The 17509-nt window shown below is 58.2% G+C and carries 16 protein-coding genes; 8 read left to right on the forward strand and 8 right to left on the reverse strand.

The window, feature by feature from the left end:
• Window positions 1–37 precede the first annotated feature (37 nt).
• The 3 genes from ABVN21_RS00670 (at window position 38) to ABVN21_RS00680 (ending at window position 3680) form a co-directional block, all read left to right on the forward strand.
• A complete protein-coding gene (locus ABVN21_RS00670) occupies window positions 38–580 on the forward strand; it encodes a YaeQ family protein (protein WP_339556427.1) in 543 nt (180 codons plus the stop codon).
• Between the two features lie 57 nt (window positions 581–637).
• On the forward strand, window positions 638–2347 hold the full coding sequence (recJ, locus tag ABVN21_RS00675; RefSeq protein ID WP_339556428.1) for a single-stranded-DNA-specific exonuclease RecJ: 1710 nt from the start codon (window positions 638–640) through the stop codon (window positions 2345–2347).
• Window positions 2348–2573: 226 nt separating this feature from the next.
• Complete coding sequence (locus ABVN21_RS00680; protein WP_339556429.1) at window positions 2574–3680, forward strand: NADH:flavin oxidoreductase/NADH oxidase; 1107 nt, start codon at window positions 2574–2576, stop codon at window positions 3678–3680.
• 73 nt (window positions 3681–3753) lie between these two features.
• Here ABVN21_RS00680 and glpD read toward each other — a convergent pair whose 3' ends face one another.
• The 4 genes from glpD to ABVN21_RS00700 form a co-directional block, all read right to left on the reverse strand.
• Window positions 3754–5292: a glycerol-3-phosphate dehydrogenase gene (gene glpD, locus ABVN21_RS00685; RefSeq protein WP_339556430.1), complete on the reverse strand. Its 1539-nt coding sequence runs from the start codon at window positions 5290–5292 to the stop codon at window positions 3754–3756.
• Between the two features lie 263 nt (window positions 5293–5555).
• On the reverse strand, window positions 5556–6311 hold the full coding sequence (locus ABVN21_RS00690) for a DeoR/GlpR family transcriptional regulator (RefSeq protein WP_007971301.1): 756 nt from the start codon (window positions 6309–6311) through the stop codon (window positions 5556–5558).
• Between the two features lie 95 nt (window positions 6312–6406).
• Window positions 6407–7912 (reverse strand): glycerol kinase GlpK, encoded by a 1506-nt coding sequence (gene glpK, locus ABVN21_RS00695; RefSeq protein ID WP_339556431.1) that lies wholly within the window; start codon window positions 7910–7912, stop codon window positions 6407–6409.
• Window positions 7913–7987: 75 nt separating this feature from the next.
• Window positions 7988–8839, reverse strand: coding sequence for an MIP/aquaporin family protein (locus ABVN21_RS00700; RefSeq protein WP_339556432.1), 852 nt, complete (start codon window positions 8837–8839; stop codon window positions 7988–7990).
• Window positions 8840–9206: 367 nt separating this feature from the next.
• Here ABVN21_RS00700 and ybaK point away from each other — a divergent pair, with 367 nt between their 5' ends.
• Both ybaK and ABVN21_RS00710 read left to right on the forward strand, forming a co-directional pair.
• Complete coding sequence (ybaK, locus tag ABVN21_RS00705; RefSeq protein WP_339556433.1) at window positions 9207–9677, forward strand: Cys-tRNA(Pro) deacylase; 471 nt, start codon at window positions 9207–9209, stop codon at window positions 9675–9677.
• 20 nt (window positions 9678–9697) lie between these two features.
• Window positions 9698–10480 (forward strand): PhzF family phenazine biosynthesis protein, encoded by a 783-nt coding sequence (locus ABVN21_RS00710; protein WP_339556434.1) that lies wholly within the window; start codon window positions 9698–9700, stop codon window positions 10478–10480.
• An 89-nt stretch (window positions 10481–10569) separates the two neighbouring features.
• On the opposite strand, the gene ABVN21_RS00715 is transcribed toward ABVN21_RS00710, so the two are convergent.
• Window positions 10570–11679: an ABC transporter ATP-binding protein gene (locus ABVN21_RS00715; protein ID WP_339556435.1), complete on the reverse strand. Its 1110-nt coding sequence runs from the start codon at window positions 11677–11679 to the stop codon at window positions 10570–10572.
• Entirely contained in the window at window positions 11676–12596 is a 921-nt protein-coding gene (gene argF, locus ABVN21_RS00720) for an ornithine carbamoyltransferase (RefSeq protein ID WP_339556436.1), read from the reverse strand. Before argF ends, ABVN21_RS00715 begins: the two co-directional genes overlap by 4 nt.
• 462 nt (window positions 12597–13058) lie before the next feature.
• Between argF and ABVN21_RS00725 the strand changes: the two genes are divergently transcribed.
• Window positions 13059–15164, forward strand: a complete 2106-nt coding sequence (locus tag ABVN21_RS00725) for a molybdopterin oxidoreductase family protein (protein ID WP_339556437.1) — start codon at window positions 13059–13061, stop codon at window positions 15162–15164.
• 97 nt (window positions 15165–15261) lie between these two features.
• Window positions 15262–15603 carry a Grx4 family monothiol glutaredoxin gene (gene grxD, locus ABVN21_RS00730; protein ID WP_128605459.1) on the forward strand — a complete coding sequence of 114 codons (342 nt, stop codon included), beginning with the start codon at window positions 15262–15264 and terminating at the stop codon, window positions 15601–15603.
• Window positions 15604–15711: 108 nt separating this feature from the next.
• On the opposite strand, the gene bfr is transcribed toward grxD, so the two are convergent.
• Both bfr and ABVN21_RS00740 read right to left on the reverse strand, forming a co-directional pair.
• Window positions 15712–16188: a bacterioferritin gene (gene bfr / locus ABVN21_RS00735; RefSeq protein ID WP_339556438.1), complete on the reverse strand. Its 477-nt coding sequence runs from the start codon at window positions 16186–16188 to the stop codon at window positions 15712–15714.
• A gap of 198 nt (window positions 16189–16386) precedes the next feature.
• Window positions 16387–16605: a bacterioferritin-associated ferredoxin gene (locus tag ABVN21_RS00740; protein ID WP_090324905.1), complete on the reverse strand. Its 219-nt coding sequence runs from the start codon at window positions 16603–16605 to the stop codon at window positions 16387–16389.
• Window positions 16606–16893: 288 nt separating this feature from the next.
• Here ABVN21_RS00740 and ABVN21_RS00745 point away from each other — a divergent pair, with 288 nt between their 5' ends.
• On the forward strand, window positions 16894–17496 hold the full coding sequence (locus ABVN21_RS00745; protein WP_008057532.1) for a peroxiredoxin C: 603 nt from the start codon (window positions 16894–16896) through the stop codon (window positions 17494–17496).
• The last annotated feature ends 13 nt before the right edge of the window (window positions 17497–17509 follow it).

Below are 17509 nucleotides of genomic sequence, written 5' to 3' on the forward strand. Positions count from 1 at the left end.
AGACTTGCCGACTTTCCTCGTATCAAGAAGCCCGTTCATGGCCCAGCCGTCCACGACCTACAAGTTTGAATTGAACCTCACCGACCTCGACCGCAGCGTCTACGAGACCGTCAAGCAGACGATTGCCCGTCACCCTTCGGAAACCGAAGAACGCATGACCGTGCGCCTGCTGGCCTACGCCCTCTGGTACAACGAGCAACTGTCGTTTGGCCGTGGTCTGTCGGACGTGGATGAACCCGCCTTGTGGGAAAAGAGCCTGGACGACCGTGTCCTGCACTGGATCGAAGTCGGCCAACCGGACGTCGATCGCCTGACCTGGTGCTCGCGTCGCACCGAGCGCACCAGCCTGCTGGCCTACGGCAGCCTGCGTGTCTGGGAAGGCAAGGTGATCCCGGCGATCAAAAACCTGAAAAACGTCAACATCGCGGCAGTGCCTCAGGAAGTCCTGGAAACCCTGGCCAAAGATATGCCGCGGGTTATCAAGTGGGACGTGATGATCAGCGAAGGCACGATCTTCGTCACCGACGACCGTGGCCAGCATGAAGTCCAGTTGCAATGGTTGCAGGGCGAACGCGGCTGATCAGTCGCTGTTTCACCAGTTTTATCCTACGTATTGAAGAGAAGCATCCGTCACCCCATGCGCATCGAACCTCGCCTGTTGCCCGCCACCCTGCCATTCCTCGGTGATATTCCGCCGCTGCTGACCCGTCTGTACGCGGCGCGGGGTGTGCAGTCCGAGGCCGAACTGGACAAGAGCCTGGCGCGGCTGATTCCGTTCCAGCAACTCAAGGGCATCGAGGCTGCCGTGGATTTGCTGGTCACCGCGCTCGAACAGCGGCAGCGGATCCTGATCGTCGGCGACTTCGATGCTGACGGCGCGACGGCCAGCACCGTCGGCACCCTGGGCTTGCGCCTGTTGGGCGCGGCTCACGTCGATTATCTGGTGCCGAACCGCTTTGACTACGGCTACGGCCTGACGCCGGAAATCGTCGCGGTGGCGCTGGAGCGTCAGCCTCAATTGCTGATCACCGTGGACAACGGTATCTCCAGCGTCGAAGGCGTGGCGGCGGCGAAAAAGGCCGGCCTTAACGTGCTGGTTACCGATCACCACTTGCCCGGTGACGAACTGCCGCTGGCCGATGCCATTGTCAATCCGAACCAGCCGGGTTGTGAGTTTCCGAGCAAGGCGCTCGCCGGCGTCGGGGTGATTTTCTATGTACTGATGGCGCTGCGTGCACGCTTGCGCAGCTTGGGCTGGTACGAAAACAAGCCGCAGCCGAACATCGGCGAATTGCTCGACCTGGTGGCGCTGGGAAGCGTCGCCGACGTGGTGCCGCTGGATGCCAACAACCGGATTCTGGTGCACCAAGGCCTGGAGCGAATTCGCGCCGGACGTGCCCGGCCGGGGATCAAGGCCATTCTCGAAGTGGCCAAGCGTGACCATGCGCGCATTACGTCCACCGACCTGGGGTTCATTGTCGGCCCACGGCTGAATGCGGCAGGTCGCCTGGATGACATGAGCTTGGGCATCGAATGCCTGCTCACCGAAGACGCGGGCCTGGCCCGTGAAATGGCCGCGCAACTGGACGGCATGAACCAGGACCGCAAATCCATCGAGCAGGGCATGCAGCGGGAAGCGCTGGCGCAGCTCAAGGACTTGCCGGTGGAATCGATGCCGTTTGGTTTGTGCCTGTTCGATGCCGAATGGCACCAGGGCGTCATCGGTATCCTCGCGTCGCGTATGAAAGAGCGTTATTTCCGTCCGACCATTGCCTTTGCCGATGCCGGAGACGGTCTGCTCAAGGGTTCGGGACGTTCCGTCCAGGGCTTTCATATCCGTGACGCATTGAGCGTCGTAGCGGCGCAGCATCCAAATCTGATCACCAAGTACGGCGGTCATGCGATGGCCGCCGGCCTGACGTTGCCGGAAGCGAATTTTCCGTTGTTTGCCGAAGCCTTTGACGCTGAAGTGCGTAGGCAAATGCGTGAAGAAGACTTGACCGGGCGTTTGCTGTCGGACGGCACTCTGGCGGTCGAGGAATTTCACCTGGAACTGGCCCGCGCGCTGCGCCATGCCGGACCTTGGGGGCAGCATTTCCCGGAGCCGTTGTTTCACGGGGTGTTTCAGCTGATCGAGCAGCGCGTGGTCGGCGAACGGCACCTGAAAGTAGTGCTCAGGAGTGAATGCGGTTCGGTCAAGCTAGACGGCATTGCCTTTGGTATCGACCGTGACGTGTGGCCGAATCCGACGATCAAGTGGGTGGAGTTGGCCTACAAACTCGACGTTAACGAGTTTCGCGGTAACGAGACTGTCCAGCTGATGATTGCCCACATCGAACCGCGATAGCTTTTGTGGCGAGGGAGCAAGCGCCCTCGCCACAGTGTCTGTGTTTTCAATTCATGAACCCTCCCTCATTCCTCGTTGTCGACTAGGCTCTAAGCACTGCTTGATTGGCCTTGTGACGTCTTGTCGAATTTTTTGCCCGCGGGGGCGGGTGCTCCACTCTTTTCCTGTCACTCGTGGACTATTCAATCAGAACCCTGGAGCCTGACCATTGATCGAGAGGTGCCCCATGAGTCTGCTGCTTGAACCCTATACCCTTCGCCAACTGACCCTGCTCAACCGAATTGCTGTCTCGCCGATGTGCCAGTATTCCAGCGTCGATGGCCTGGCCAATGACTGGCACCTGGTGCACCTCGGCAGCCGCGCTATCGGCGGTGCGGGGCTGATATTTACCGAAGCCACGGCGGTCACGGCCGACGGGCGCATCACCGCGCAAGACCTTGGCCTGTGGAATGATGAACAGATCGAGCCCTTGCAACGAATCACCCGCTTCATTACCGCTCAGGGCGCCGTCGCCGGCATCCAATTGGCTCACGCCGGGCGCAAGGCCAGTACCTATCGACCATGGCTGGGCAAGCATGGCAGCGTCAAAGCCGAAGAGGGCGGCTGGCTGCCGGTAGGCCCATCAGCCATTGCCTTCGATCCACAACACACACAACCCAAGCAGCTCGACGAAGCCGAAATCGCCGATGTCATTCAGGCTTTTGTCGATGCGGCCAGGCGTGCGCTAACGGCTGGTTTCAAAGTGGTGGAGATACACGCAGCCCATGGTTATCTGCTGCACCAATTTCTTTCGCCCCTGAGTAATCAGCGACGCGATCAATATGGCGGGTCATTCGAAAACCGCATCCGGTTGGTGTTACAGGTCACCGAAGCGGTGCGTGCCGTGTGGCCGGAAGAGTTGCCGCTGTTTGTCCGGGTCTCGGCCACCGACTGGGTGGAAGACGGCTGGAATCCCGATGAAACCGTCGAGCTGGCGCGGCGCCTCAAAGTTTTGGGCGTGGACCTGATCGATGTTTCCTCGGGCGGCACGGCGGCCAACGCGGAAATTCCTACAGGGCCTGGTTACCAGACTCGTTTCGCCGAGCGCGTACGCAAAGAATCAGAAATCGCCACCGGCACCGTGGGAATGATTACCGAGCCGGCGCAAGCCGAGCACATTTTGCGCACCTGTCAGGCGGACATCATTTTCCTCGCCCGAGAGCTTTTGCGTGACCCGTACTGGCCGCTGCACGCGGACGACGATCTGGGCGGACGCAAGGCGATCTGGCCGGCGCAGTATCAGCGGGCGACCCATCGTGATCAGCCCATTCATGAATCGGATTTGCGTGAGTAAAACTATCAGGAAGAACTGATAAAAAAGCCCCTGAATCGTGAGATTCAGGGGCTTTCGTTTATCCGGTCAGCGATCAGGCCGCTTCGATCTTGCTGCGGTTCTGCTCGACCTTGTTCAGGTAATCCCTGAGCTTGTCCTGTTCTGCTGCCGTGGTGAACAAACCGAGCTTGCTGCGACGCCACAGGATGTCCTGCGCGGTGGTCGCCCACTCTTCGCTGCACAGGTAATCCACTTCACGGGTGTAGAGGCCGCCGCCGATGTGCTCGCCCATGTCGCTCAGGTTTTCTACACCGTCGAGCATGCGCCAGGTGCGACTGCCGTAGGTGGTGGCCCAGCGCCGCGAAATTTCGGTCGGGACCCAATCGTACTTGTCACGGATCAGCGAACTCAGCGCTTGCGGGGTAGTCATGTCTTCGCCGCCCGGCAGAGGAGCGTTCGCGGTCCAGCCTGGCTGGATGTCCTGGAAGTACGGCGCCAGTTGCGCCAGTGCCGATTCCGCGAGTTTGCGATAAGTGGTCAGCTTGCCGCCAAACACTGACAATAGCGGCGCTTCGTCGCCACTGCCCGACAACGCCAGGGTGTAATCGCGGGTGACGGCCGACGGATTGTCAGACTCGTCGTTGCACAGCGGGCGAACACCCGAGTAGCTGTGCAGGATATCGTCGCGGCTGATCTGCTTCTTGAAGTGAGCATTGACCACGTTCAACAGGTAATCGGTTTCGCCATCAGTGATCGCCACTTTCGCCGGGTCCCCAGTGTACTCGCGGTCAGTGGTGCCGATCAGGGTGAAGTGGTTCAGGTACGGGATAGTGAAAACGATGCGCTGATCTTCGTTTTGCAGAATGTGCGCGTGCTCCCCTTCGTACAACTTCGGCACGATCAAGTGACTGCCCTGGATCAGGCGGATGCCGTAAGGTGATTCCATCTTCAGGTCGTCGCGAATGAACTTGGCTACCCATGGGCCGGCCGCGTTTACCAAAGCCTTGGCACGAATCGAAAACAGGCTGCCATCGAGGCGTTCCAAATGCAGGTGCCACAGGCCTTTGGTGCGACGTGCGCTGACGCAACGGGTCTGGGTATGAACGTGAGCGCCTTTTTCCCGGGCCGCCATGGCGTTCAGTACCACCAGGCGCGCATCGTCGACCCAGCAATCGGAATATTCGAAGCCTTTGGTGATCTCGCCTTTCAACGCGCTGTCCGGGCCGAATTTCAGGCTTTTCGAACCGGCGAGTTGTTCCCGTTTGCCGAGGTTGTCATACAGAAACAGGCCCGCGCGGATCATCCAGGCCGGTCGAAGATGCGGCCGGTGCGGCAGCACAAAGCGCATTTGCTTGACGATGTGCGGAGCTTTGGTCAGCAGCACTTCACGCTCGGCCAAGGCTTCGCGCACCAGGCGGAATTCGTAATGTTCGAGATAGCGCAGGCCGCCGTGGATCAGCTTGCTGCTGGCTGACGAGGTATGGCTGGCCAGATCATCTTTTTCGCAAAGGAACACCGAGAGGCCGCGCCCGGCAGCATCAGCCGCAATCCCCACGCCATTGATCCCGCCACCGATGACGGCGATATCGTAGACCTCGGCAAGAGGGGGCGAAGACAAAATGGAAGTGGGCATCGGCAAGGCCTCGGTACTTTTTTGATTTTCTGTATTTGAAATCGAACATTAATGTTCATTTGCGAAAATATTAGCCCATAAAGACGCGCACAGCCAGTCAGCTTCGATTGAAAATACTCATCGAAGGGCGGTTAAAGGAAAATTTACGAACATTTTTGAGGGGGGAATGAGTTTTGTAGGAGCTGGCTTGCTGGCGATGGCGATCTCAAAGGCGCCAAAGCCGGCAAGCCGGGCTCCTACGGGTCGTTCAACCGACGTTGCGGTTAAACAACCTCCAGCCGAACCTTGTGCTGATTTAACAGCTGCGCCAGCGCAGGGGAAGGCTGCTGATCGGTGACCAGGCAATCAACCAGGCTGATTGGTCCCAAGCGAATCATGGCATTGCGCCCGAACTTGCTGGAGTCAGCCGCAAGGATCACCTGCCGAGCGTTGGCGATGATCGCCTGGGACACCCGCACTTCCTGATAATCGAAATCCAGCAGGCTGCCATCTTCATCGATGCCGCTGATGCCGACCAAGGCGAAGTCGACCTTGAACTGGTTGATGAAGTCGACACTGGCCTGACCGACGACACCACCATCGCGTCGTACGTTGCCGCCGGTCAGCAGAACGTCGAAGTCGTCCTTGGCGCTGAGCATCGAGGCGACGTGCAGGTTGTTGGTGATGATTTTCAGGTGGCTGTGATTGAGCAGCGCCCGAGCGATGGATTCGGTGGTCGTACCGATATTGATAAACAGCGAGGCATGATCGGGGATCTGTGCTGCGATCGCTTCACCAATACGCTGTTTTTCATCGCGCATCTGATCGGCGCGCATGGCGTAGGCGGTGTTTTCGACGCTGGAGTCGTAAGCCGCGCCGCCGTGATAGCGACGCAACAAATTGGCTTCCGCCAGCTGATTGATGTCGCGGCGAATGGTCTGCGGGGTAACAACGAACAGCGTGGCCATTTCCTCGATGCTGACATAGCCGCGCTCGCGGACCAGTTCGAGGATTTGCTGCTGGCGGGGAGGCAGATTCATGGGGCGTCCTTGGGGCTGCCGTACAAAATTTGCCCATGATGCCGCAGGAATCCGCTCCCTGCCAGTTACAACCGGAAACGCGTCCGGACCATGGCTTATTCAGCTCCCTCGTGCGGTTCCCAATCACGGGTGCGGCTGACCGCTTTTTTCCAGCCGGCGTAGAGTTTTTCCTTTGCCGGTTCGTCCAGGGTGGGTTCGAACTGGCGTTCGATCACCGCTTTGCCGCGCAACTCTTCCAGGCTGCCCCAGAAGCCGCAGGCGAGGCCAGCCAGGTAAGCAGCACCCAATGCCGTGGTTTCGCGCATTTGCGGACGCTCGACCTGAGTGCCGAGGATGTCGGCCTGGAACTGCATGAGGAAATTGTTCGCCACCGCACCGCCATCCACACGCAGGGCCTTGAGGCGTTCGCCGGAGTCCTGCTGCATGGCGTCGAGTACGTCGCGGGTCTGGTAGGCAATCGACTCCAGCGCGGCGCGGATAATGTGATCCACGCGAACGCCGCGGGTCAGGCCGAACAGGGCGCCACGGGCATATGGGTCCCAGTACGGCGCGCCGAGGCCGGTGAAGGCAGGTACGAGGTACACGCCGTTACTGTCCTTGACCTTGTTGGCGAAGTATTCGGTGTCGTGGGCGTCGTTGATGATTTTCAACTCGTCGCGCAGCCACTGAACGGTGGAGCCGCCATTGAACACCGCGCCTTCGAGTGCGTAGGCCACTTCGCCACGCGGGCCACAGGCGATGGTGGTGAGCATGCCGTGGTTCGATTTCACGGCGTTGTTACCGGTGTTCATCAGCAGGAAGCAGCCGGTGCCGTAGGTGTTTTTGGCCTGGCCGGCTTCGACACACATCTGACCGAACAATGCGGCTTGCTGGTCGCCGGCAATGCCGCCGATGGCAATACCACTTTTGGTGCGGCCGTAAATTTCCGACGACGACTTCACTTCCGGCAACATTTCCCGCGGGATATCCAGCAGGTCCAGCATCTTCGCATCCCACTCCAGGGTGTGGATGTTGAAGAGCATGGTGCGCGAGGCGTTGGTGTAGTCGGTGACGTGAACTTTGCCGCCAGTAAATTTCCAGATCAGCCAGCTGTCGACGGTGCCGAACAGCAGCTCGCCATTGCGCGCGCGTTCACGGCTACCTTCGACGTTGTCGAGAATCCACTTCAATTTGGTGCCGGAGAAGTACGGGTCGGTGACCAGGCCCGTGGTGTCGCTGATGTACTGCTCATGGCCGTCGCGCTTGAGCTGCTGGCAAATCTCGGTGCTGCGACGGCACTGCCAGACGATCGCGTTGTAGATCGGGCGACCGGTGTTCTTGTCCCAGACCACCGTGGTTTCACGCTGGTTGGTAATGCCGATCGCCGCGACCTGATCATGATGCAAGCCGGCTTGAGCCAGGGCCTCGACCATTACGGCGCTTTGGGTGGCGAAGATTTCCATCGGGTCATGTTCGACCCAGCCGGCCTGCGGATAGTGCTGCGCGAATTCCCGTTGGGCGGTGCAGACCACATTCGCGTCGCGGTCGAAAATGATCGCGCGGGAGCTGGTCGTACCCTGATCGAGGGCAATGATGTAGTTCTTATTCTGTAGGTCGGTCATGTCGATTGCCTTGGACGAAATAAGGGAATGAAGTCTGGCGCGCGATTAAGTGGGCAGTATCACGCGTCAACGGTATCAAGAAATTCTTGGTTTGCCGTCAATGGCCGGTGTTGTGTCCTTTGTAGCAGGTGCGGTGCCTGGCAGATGGCGGGCGATGAGCCCGCGATACGCCGCGGCGCCGAGGCAGGCACCGACAATCGGGGCAAAAACAGGTACCAGGAAGTACGGAATGTCGCGCCCGCCGGTGAAGGAAATATCACCCCAGCCGGCGAAGAAGGTCATCAGTTTTGGGCCGAAATCACGGGCAGGGTTCATCGCGAACCCAGTCAACGGTCCCATCGAACTGCCAATTACCGCAATCAGCAAACCGATGAGGATGGGCGCGAGCGGGCCGTTCGGCAGGCCATTGTTGTCGTCAGTCAGGGACATGATCACACCCATGAGGATGGCGGTGATGATCACTTCAACCAGAAATGCCTGGGCGGTGGACAGGCTCGGGTTGGGGAAGGTGGAAAACACCGACGCCAATTCAAGGCTGGCTTCGGTGCCGCGAACCATATGGTGAGTTTGTTCGAAATCGAAGAACAGGTTGCTGTACAGCGTGTACACCAACAGTGCACCACAAAAGGCTCCCGCTACCTGAGCAAAAATATAGAACGGCAGTTTGCGCTTTTCGAAGTCGGCGAAAATGCTCAGCGCAATGCTGACAGCCGGGTTGAGATGAGCGCCGGAAACCCCGGCAGTCAGATAGATCGCCATGCTGACGCCAACGCCCCAGATGATGCTGATTTCCCACAGGCCAAAGCTGGCACCCGCGACCTTGAGCGCAGCAACGCAACCCGTACCGAAAAAGATAAGCAGAGCCGTGCCGAGAAACTCGGCCATGCATTGGCTCGAGAGCGATGGTTGTTGTAGAGCGGTTGTCATTCAAACCTCATTTTTATTTTCTGGCGCTTTTTTCAAATCATGGTCGAAGCGCGTTTTTCACTGAGGCAGGATCCCCATCCTGTTCTCGGCTGACTCTCGGGTGCTGCGTTGAAACAATGGTGCATGATTCAGATTCGAAAAAATATAGACAAGAAACGCTACTGTCAAAGGTCGAAAGTGAACCGTCAGTCACAAATTAACTATTAGTTGTATGAATGATCGTGGCGCTGATTAGGCAAATGGGTAACGAGTGAGACATAAATTCGCACCAGGAATTTTGAAACATTCCTGCCATGGAGCCTTTTGCGAATCTATGTCCTAGAATCGGGCGCAGTATTTTTCTACTGCCGCGCAGTCTGGAGCTGTCATGACCCCCGCATTGGATTTGTTGAAAAAGGTTCGGGCCGAACACCGTGTGCACAGTTACGAACATGACCCGAAGGCCGCATCCTATGGATTGGAGGCCGCGGAAAAACTCGGATTGGACCCGGCGCAAGTGTTCAAGACCTTGCTGGCGGCCAGTGAAAAAGGTGAGTTGCTGGTGGCGGTAGTTCCGGTTGGCGGGAGTCTGGATTTGAAGGGGCTGGCTCATGCGGCCGGGGTGAAAAAAGTCGAAATGGCGGACCCTGCGGCAGCGCAGCGTTCAACGGGGTATCTGTTGGGCGGTATCAGCCCGTTGGGGCAAAAGAAGCGCTTGCGTACATTTATCGACAACTCGGCCCAACCCTTGGCGAGCATCTTTGTCAGTGCCGGTCGACGCGGTCTGGAAGTCGAATTGGCACCCGCCGTGCTCGCCGAACATACCCAGGCGAAGTTCGCCGATATCGGCCGCGCTTGAGCTTATAAAGGAGAAGTCTCATGCAGCTTGAGTTTCATCAGGTCGACGCGTTCAGTGATCGGCCATTTGCTGGCAACCCGGCGATGGTTTATCGGTTGGATGCCTGGCTCGCCGATGAGTTGATGCAGAAAATTGCCGCCGAGCACAATCTGGCCGAAACCGCTTTCGTGGTGCGTGAAGGTCAGGGCTGGCACATCCGCTGGTTTACTCCGACCACTGAGGTTCCGCTGTGCGGTCATGCGACCCTCGCCAGTGCTTATGTGCTGTTTGAAATCTACAAAGAACCGGTTGAACGCCTGGACTTCATCTGCAAGTCCGGCCCATTGAGTGTGAGTCGTGAAGGTGGGCGCCTGTGGCTGGATTTTCCGGCGATCGTACCGTCGGAAGTGGGCGTAACCCTGGATGTCGAACGCGCGCTGGGCGTTGAAGCCGTCGATGTGTTGGGATCGAATGAACTGTTCGTGGTGTTGGAGTCTGAGCAGGCGGTACTCGACTGTCAGCCGGATATGCTCGCGCTGGCCCGGTTGCCATGGCTGGGCGCTATCGTCACCGCACGGGGCAGCCAGCACGATTTCGTCTCGCGCTACTTCGCGCCGGCCATTGGCATCAACGAAGACCCGGTGACCGGATCGACCCATTGCAGCCTGATTCCGTACTGGTCTGCGCGATTGGGCAAGTCGAGCCTGACGGCGTATCAGTGTTCGACGCGGGGTGGGGAGTTGTTTTGTCGGCTGGAAGGGGATCGAGTGAAGATTGGCGGGAGTGCGACGCTTGTCGCGAGTGGAACGCTATTGTTGGGCTGACAGCAAAAGATCGCAGCCTGCGGCAGTTCCTACAGGGTTATGTATACACCTTGTAGGAGCTGTCGCAGGCTGCGATCTTTTGATCTTTATCAGTGCGCGGTGCTGAAGCGCCGAACGCCAGATTCTACGGCAGGAATCTGCGCCGCCGTACTTCCCGAAGCCTGGAATAACACCAGATGCTCCGCCGCGACACGAATGCCAACCTCTGCACCCACCAGATGATCAACATGACTCGCAAAGATCGACTCCAGTTGCGCACCAGTCGGTAACTGCAATCGATACAAAGTCGAAGCACCCAGGAAGGTCTTGCCAACGATCCGGGCCTTCAGCGCGCTGTCCGGCGCATAGACGATATCGTCCGGACGCAGCAACACATCCACCGCACCACCGACCGGCCAGGTATAGGCACGATTGCCGCGCAGTTCACCCAACTCTGTCTGCACCGATTCCGGGCTGCTCAGTTGTCCGCGAATGAAATAACCCTGACCGATGAAGCTGGCGACATAAGGCGTCAGCGGTTCGTGATAGAGGTTGTAGGGCGTGTCCCACTGTTCCAGCCGACCCTCCTTGAACACGCCGACGTGATCGCTGACGGCGAAGGCTTCTTCCTGATCGTGGGTGACCAGAATCGCGCTGGTGCCGCGGGCCTTGAGAATGTCGCGCACTTCGTGGCTGAGCTTGCGGCGCAATTCGCCATCAAGGTTGGAGAACGGTTCATCGAGCAGCAACAGTTGCGGTTCCGGCGCCAGGGCGCGGGCCAGGGCGACGCGTTGCTGCTGGCCACCGGAAAGCTCGTGGGGGAACCGCTTGCCGAGGTTTTTCAGGTTAACCAGTTCCAGCAACTCTTCGGTGACGCGATCCTTGTGGGGATGCTTGCGAATGCCGAAGGCGATGTTGTCGGCCACGCTCAGGTGCGGAAACAGCGCATAGTCCTGGAACACCATGCCGATACGGCGCTTTTCCGGGGCGAGGGTGAACCCGGCGCTGGAGATGGTCTCGCCAGCGAGCTGGATATCGCCTTCGTGCACCGGTTCGAATCCGGCAATCGCGCGCAGGGTGGTGGTTTTGCCGCAGCCCGAAGAGCCGAGCAGGCAACCGATGTCGCCGGCGTTCAAATGCAGGTTGAGGTTCTGCACCACGCGCTGGTCTTGATAGCCGCAGGCGAGGTTGCGCAGGTTGAGCAGTAATGGCTGGCTCATGCGTGGTGGTACGCCGGCTCGACGAGAAACTCGAGCAGGGCCTTTTGCGCGTGAAGACGGTTTTCCGCTTGATCCCAGGCGACTGAGCGTGGATCGTCGAGCAGGTCGACACTGATCTCTTCGCCACGGTGGGCTGGCAGGCAATGCATGAACAGTACGTCCGGGGCGGCCAGGTCGAGCAGGGCACGGTTGACTTGATACGGGGCAAACAGTTGCAGGCGCTTGGCGGTTTCTTCTTCCTGGCCCATGGAGGTCCAGACGTCGGTGCTCACCAGATGGGCGCCGCGAACTGCATCTTTCGGATCGCGAACGATGGTCACGCGGTCGCCGGCCTTGGCCATGAATTCGGGGTTCGGCTCGTAACCTTCCGGGCAGGCGATGCGCAACTGGAAGTCGAACTGGATCGCCGCTTCTATATAGCTGTTGCACATGTTGTTGCCGTCGCCGATCCAGGCCACGGTTTTGCCCTGGATGGAACCGCGGTGTTCGAGGAACGTCTGCATGTCGGCGAGCAACTGGCACGGGTGCAGGTCATCGGACAGGCCATTGATCAGCGGGACGCGCGAATTGGCAGCGAATTCGGTCAGTGTGCTGTGGGAAAACGTACGGATCATCACCGCATCAAGCATGCTCGACATGACAATGGCGGCGTCGCCGATCGGCTCGCCACGGCCTAGTTGCGTGTCACGCGGCGACAGGAAGATCGCCTGGCCACCGAGCTGGATCATGCCGGCTTCGAACGAAATGCGTGTGCGGGTCGAGGATTTCTCGAAGATCATCCCGAGCACGCGGTTTTTCAGAGGCTCGAACAGTACGCCGCGGTTACGCAGGTCCTTGAGCTCAACGCCTCGACGGATCACGCTGACCAGCTCTTCGGGCGTGCAATCCATCAGGGAGAGAAAGTGCCTTGCGCTCATCATTGACTACCTTTTTGCTACAAACCGCAGATGCTCAAAGCCTTGTTTAACGGAACAACGGGCGAGACCTGCGGCGTAAGCCGCACGGGGCGACGAAATAGGGGAAGGCGCGATCTTATAATTAAATGTCGCGTCTTACCAATAGGGCTACGGTTTTTAGGGGATTTCAGAGGGGCTACGGGATTACCGCAGTAGCGCTTTTGAAGCCTGTTTCCTGACAGCAGCCGAGCATTTGTACACCGGCCCTGTGGAGCTTGGCAATTAAACGGGGCGGGGACGGTGCGCTGGCGGTCGGTTTCTGACCTGTCGTTCGTAACGCTCAAGGTGAATCGCAGCGGCCATCGGCTGGCCTGATGGCCGCCAATTCACAAGACGTACGTCGCTGGCGCGGTGGCGGGGCAGGCGCCATAGTTTTGTTCCCGCGGCCGATATTGCCCGCCCAGAACAAGACAGAGACTGGCCATGACCAAGACTCTCCATCACCGTGCCTGCCACCTGTGTGAAGCCATCTGTGGCCTGACCATCGAAACCACCGAACTCGAAGGTAATGTGCAGATCACTTCGATCAAGGGCGATCCACTCGATACATTCAGTCGCGGGCATATCTGTCCGAAGGCTGTCGCCCTGCAAGACATTCAGAACGATCCGGATCGCCTGCATCAGCCAATGCTGCGGGTGGGCAGTGAATGGCAGCCGATCGAGTGGGAGGCTGCCTTCAACCTGGTGGCTGAACGTCTTGCGCAGATTCAGGAGCGTCACGGGCAAAACTCGGTGGCGGTCTATCAAGGCAACCCCAGCGTGCACAACTATGGGCTGATGACCCACAGCAATTACTTTCTCGGTCTGCTGAAAACCCGCAACCGCTTTTCCGCGACCTCGGTCGATCAGTTGCCCCATCACCTGACCAGTCATTTGATGTACGGACACGGCTTGCTGCTGCCAATACCTGACATCGATCACACCGACTTCATGCTGATCCTCGGCGGCAACCCGCTGGCGTCCAACGGCAGCATCATGACCGTGCCGGATGTGGAAAAGCGCTTGAAGGCGATACAGGCCCGTGGCGGCAAAGTGGTGGTGATCGACCCGCGCCGCAGCGAAACAGCCGCCATTGCCGATCAGCATTTGTTTGTGCGTCCCGGTGGCGACGCGGCGTTGCTGTTCGGGTTACTCAATACCTTGTTCGCTGAAGGCTTGACCCGCGACACTCATTTGCCGGTAGACGGGCTGGATGAAGTCCGCGCGGCTGTCGCGAATTTTACCGCCGAGGCCATGAGCCCGTTGTGTACGGTGCCAGCCGAGCAGATCCGCCAACTGGCGCGGGATTTCGCCGCTGCCCCGACCGCCGTTTGCTACGGCCGCATGGGCGTCTCGACCCAGACGTTCGGCACGTTGTGTCATTGGCTGGTGCAATTGATCAATCTGGTCACAGGTAATCTCGACCGTGTCGGTGGTGCGATGTGCACGGAGCCAGCGGTGGACCTGGTGGCTTCCACGTCGGGCGGGCATTTCAATTTGTGGCAGAGCCGCGTCTCCGGGCGCCCGGAATACGCGGGCGAACTGCCGGTGTCAGCGCTGGCTGAAGAGATGCTCACTGAAGGCGAAGGGCAGGTTCGCGCACTGATCACCGTGGCGGGCAACCCGGTGCTATCGACGCCCAATGGCCGACAACTGGAGCAGGCATTGGACGGTCTGGAGTTCATGGTCAGTGTCGATCTGTATATCAATGAAACCACGCGCTACGCCGACCTGATCCTGCCGTCCACCTCGGCGCTGGAAAACGATCATTACGACACCACGTTCAACATGTTTGCGGTACGCAACGTCAGCCGTTTCAACCGCGCGGTCTTGGCCAAACCGGAAGGCGCGCTGCATGACTGGGAGATTTTCGTCGGGTTGGCCAACGCGTTCGCGGCGAAGACCGGCAAGCAGCTGAAACCGACCATCGCCCCGGCGCAGATGATCGACCGTGGTTTGCGCATGGGGATGTATGGCGATAGCTCGGAACACAAACTGTCTTTGGCCACTCTGTTCGATCATCCCCATGGGATCGATCTGGGTGCGCTGAAACCCAACTTGGTATCCCGTTTGAAAACCGCCAACCAGCGTATCCAGGCCGCCCCGGCCGTAATCCTCGCTGACCTCGAGCGTTTTGCGGCGTTGCAGGCACCGGCCGCCGATGAGTTGTTGATGATCGGCCGTCGGCATGTGCGCAGTAACAACTCGTGGATGCACAACTATCACCGTCTGGTGAAAGGCAAGCCGCGTCATCAGTTGTTGATGAACCCGGATGATCTCGCTAGCCGCGGTTTGAGCGACGGGCAGAAGGTTCGGGTCAGCTCGCGGGTGGGTGTGATCGAAGTTGAAGTGCTGGGCAGCCTCGATATGATGAAAGGCGTGGTCAGCCTCCCTCACGGTTGGGGTCATGCCCGCCCTGGCGTTCAAATGACCATCGCCAGTGGCCAACCGGGTTCCAGTGCCAATGACCTGACCGACGAGTGTCAGCTCGATGAGTTGTCAGGGAATGCGGCACTCAATGGTGTTCCCGTGACCGTGGCGGCGGCTTGATCGTATCTGACGGAGAGACCGAGCAGGGCGCTCGGCTTTCCGTTACAATGCGCCACCGTGCCGACCCATGAGTCGGAAAGTTCAGCCGAGGTGCTCCATGGATATCATCGAAACGATTAAAGAGCAGATTGCCAACAACACCATTCTGCTTTACATGAAAGGCTCGCCGAATGCCCCGCAGTGTGGCTTCTCCGCGAAAGCCGCTCAGGCCGTGATGGCGTGTGGCGAAAAGTTTGCGTACGTGGACATCCTGCAGAACCCGGAAATCCGCGCCAACCTGCCAAAATACGCCAACTGGCCAACCTTCCCGCAACTGTGGGTGGGTGGTGAGCTGGTCGGCGGTAGCGACATCATGACCGAGATGGCTGCAGACGGTTCTTTGCAAACCACCATCAAGGCTGCTGTTGAAGCCGCTGCTGCTGCCAAGTCCGAAGCCTGATTTGTCAGTACGCGGGTTTCCGGTAAACCTGAAACCCGCGCAATAAAAAAGCCCCGCCTTATTAACAGAGCGGGGCTTTTTATTGCATCGAGATTGGCGGCGTAGAACTTACTCGTCGTCGCCCATCTGCGATTGCAGGTAGTTTTCGATACCGATTTTATCGATCAGGCCAAGTTGGGTTTCCAGCCAGTCGATATGTTCTTCTTCGGACTCAAGAATATCTTCAAGCAGGTCACGGCTACCGAAGTCGCCAACCGTTTCGCAATGAGCGATGGCCACTTTGAGATCAGCATGACCGGTGCGTTCGATACGCAGGTCGCACTCAATCATTTCCTTGGTGTGTTCGCCGATTTGAAGCTTGCCGAGGTCCTGAACGTTCGGCAGGCCTTCAAGGAACAGGATGCGCTTGATCAGCTTGTCCGCGTGCTTCATCTCGTCGATGGATTCGTGGTACTCGTGCTTGCCGAGCTTGTTCAGGCCCCAGTCTTCATACATGCGCGCATGCAGAAAGTACTGATTGATCGCGACCAGCTCATTGGCAAGGATCTTGTTGAGATGCTGGATGACTGTAACGTCGCCTTTCATGATGGGGTCCTGCCCTGTATTAACCGTCAATAGAGAAGAGTTTGAGCCCCGTATTTAATAGTGTCAAACCTAAGTTATTGAAACTTAAATGAAAATTAATCGGAATAAGAATGTTTGTGTTCCGCGTCTAGAGCCTAAGCAATTGATTTTCAGGCATAAAAAAACCGGACATCAGTCCGGTTCTTTGAAATAGGGTATTTATGCGGCTGTAAATTCCGCAGGAAAAGGAATTGCAGCCTGAGCAGTTTGCAGTTTGGTCAGGGTCTCGCGAACCACTTCCTTGGCCAGGCAGGCACATTTGCCACATTGACTGGCAACGCCGGTGGCCTGGCGGACTTCCTTGTAGCTGCAGCATCCTTCATAGATCGCATCGCGGATTTGGCCGTCGGTGACGCCAGTGCAGAGGCAAACATACATAAGTGAAAACCGTCGCTTGTTATGCTCGAATGCGATGGATCTTAATGTTAACGAGAATGATTGTCAAAGTGCTTTGGAGGCGCTTTTTTCAGGCCTGACGAACGGTAGCCAACAACGGAATCCTCTCCGGCGTTTTTATCTGTGCGGGAAAAACCGTTAAGACAGGTCAAAAACGCAGTGTATGATGGCCGGTCTTTTCGAAACGGGTTCGTGTCACAGGGCTGTCGCTTGAGGGTGGCAGGCTGATACCAATCTTGTTTTTCACGTTTCTACACCAGGAGATATCCAATGAGCGTACTCGTAGGCAAACAAGCCCCTGACTTCACCGTACCGGCCGTACTCGGCAATGGCGAAATCGTAGACAGCTTCACCCTGTCGTCGGCCATCAAAGGCAAATACGGCCTGGTGTTCTTCTACCCACTGGACTTCACCTTCGTTTGCCCGTCGGAGCTGATCGCTCTGGACAACCGCATGTCTGAGTTCAAGGCACGCAACGTTGAAGTAGTCGCGGTCTCGATCGACTCGCACTTCACCCACAACGCATGGCGCAACACCCCGGTAAACGATGGCGGTATCGGCGCAGTCCGTTACACCATGGCTGCCGACATCAAGCAGGAAATCATGAAGGCCTACGACGTTCAGTCCGCTGACGGCGTTGCTTTCCGTGGCGCGTTCCTGATCGACGACAAAGGTGTTGTCCGCTCGCAGATCATCAACGACCTGCCGCTGGGCCGTAACATGGAAGAGCTGCTGCGTCTGGTCGACGCTCTGCAATTCCACGAAGAGCACGGCGAAGTTTGCCCTGCCAACTGGAAAAAAGGCGACAAGGGCATGAACGCTTCGCCAGAAGGCGTTGCTGCTTACCTGACCGAGCACGCTGCTGCGCTGTAAGGCACCAGGTACA

The organism is Pseudomonas sp. MYb327, assembly GCF_040438925.1.
Lineage (GTDB): Bacteria > Pseudomonadota > Gammaproteobacteria > Pseudomonadales > Pseudomonadaceae > Aquipseudomonas.

Excerpts from the sequence above, each read along its gene's own strand:
- argF (WP_339556436.1), bottom strand. The coding sequence starts at position 12,596 with ATGAGCGCAAGGCACTTTCTCTCCCTGATGGATTGCACGCCCGAAGAG.
- ABVN21_RS00680 (WP_339556429.1), top strand. The coding sequence starts at position 2,574 with ATGAGTCTGCTGCTTGAACCCTATACCCTTCGCCAACTGACCCTGCTC.
- bfr (WP_339556438.1), bottom strand. The coding sequence starts at position 16,188 with ATGAAAGGCGACGTTACAGTCATCCAGCATCTCAACAAGATCCTTGCC.
- ybaK (WP_339556433.1), top strand. The coding sequence starts at position 9,207 with ATGACCCCCGCATTGGATTTGTTGAAAAAGGTTCGGGCCGAACACCGT.
- ABVN21_RS00690 (WP_007971301.1), bottom strand. The coding sequence starts at position 6,311 with ATGAATCTGCCTCCCCGCCAGCAGCAAATCCTCGAACTGGTCCGCGAG.
- ABVN21_RS00670 (WP_339556427.1), top strand. The coding sequence starts at position 38 with ATGGCCCAGCCGTCCACGACCTACAAGTTTGAATTGAACCTCACCGAC.
- glpD (WP_339556430.1), bottom strand. The coding sequence starts at position 5,292 with ATGCCCACTTCCATTTTGTCTTCGCCCCCTCTTGCCGAGGTCTACGAT.
- grxD (WP_128605459.1), top strand. The coding sequence starts at position 15,262 with ATGGATATCATCGAAACGATTAAAGAGCAGATTGCCAACAACACCATT.
- ABVN21_RS00725 (WP_339556437.1), top strand. The coding sequence starts at position 13,059 with ATGACCAAGACTCTCCATCACCGTGCCTGCCACCTGTGTGAAGCCATC.
- glpK (WP_339556431.1), bottom strand. The coding sequence starts at position 7,912 with ATGACCGACCTACAGAATAAGAACTACATCATTGCCCTCGATCAGGGT.
- recJ (WP_339556428.1), top strand. The coding sequence starts at position 638 with ATGCGCATCGAACCTCGCCTGTTGCCCGCCACCCTGCCATTCCTCGGT.
- ABVN21_RS00700 (WP_339556432.1), bottom strand. The coding sequence starts at position 8,839 with ATGACAACCGCTCTACAACAACCATCGCTCTCGAGCCAATGCATGGCC.
- ABVN21_RS00715 (WP_339556435.1), bottom strand. The coding sequence starts at position 11,679 with ATGAGCCAGCCATTACTGCTCAACCTGCGCAACCTCGCCTGCGGCTAT.
- ABVN21_RS00740 (WP_090324905.1), bottom strand. The coding sequence starts at position 16,605 with ATGTATGTTTGCCTCTGCACTGGCGTCACCGACGGCCAAATCCGCGAT.
- ABVN21_RS00745 (WP_008057532.1), top strand. The coding sequence starts at position 16,894 with ATGAGCGTACTCGTAGGCAAACAAGCCCCTGACTTCACCGTACCGGCC.
- ABVN21_RS00710 (WP_339556434.1), top strand. The coding sequence starts at position 9,698 with ATGCAGCTTGAGTTTCATCAGGTCGACGCGTTCAGTGATCGGCCATTT.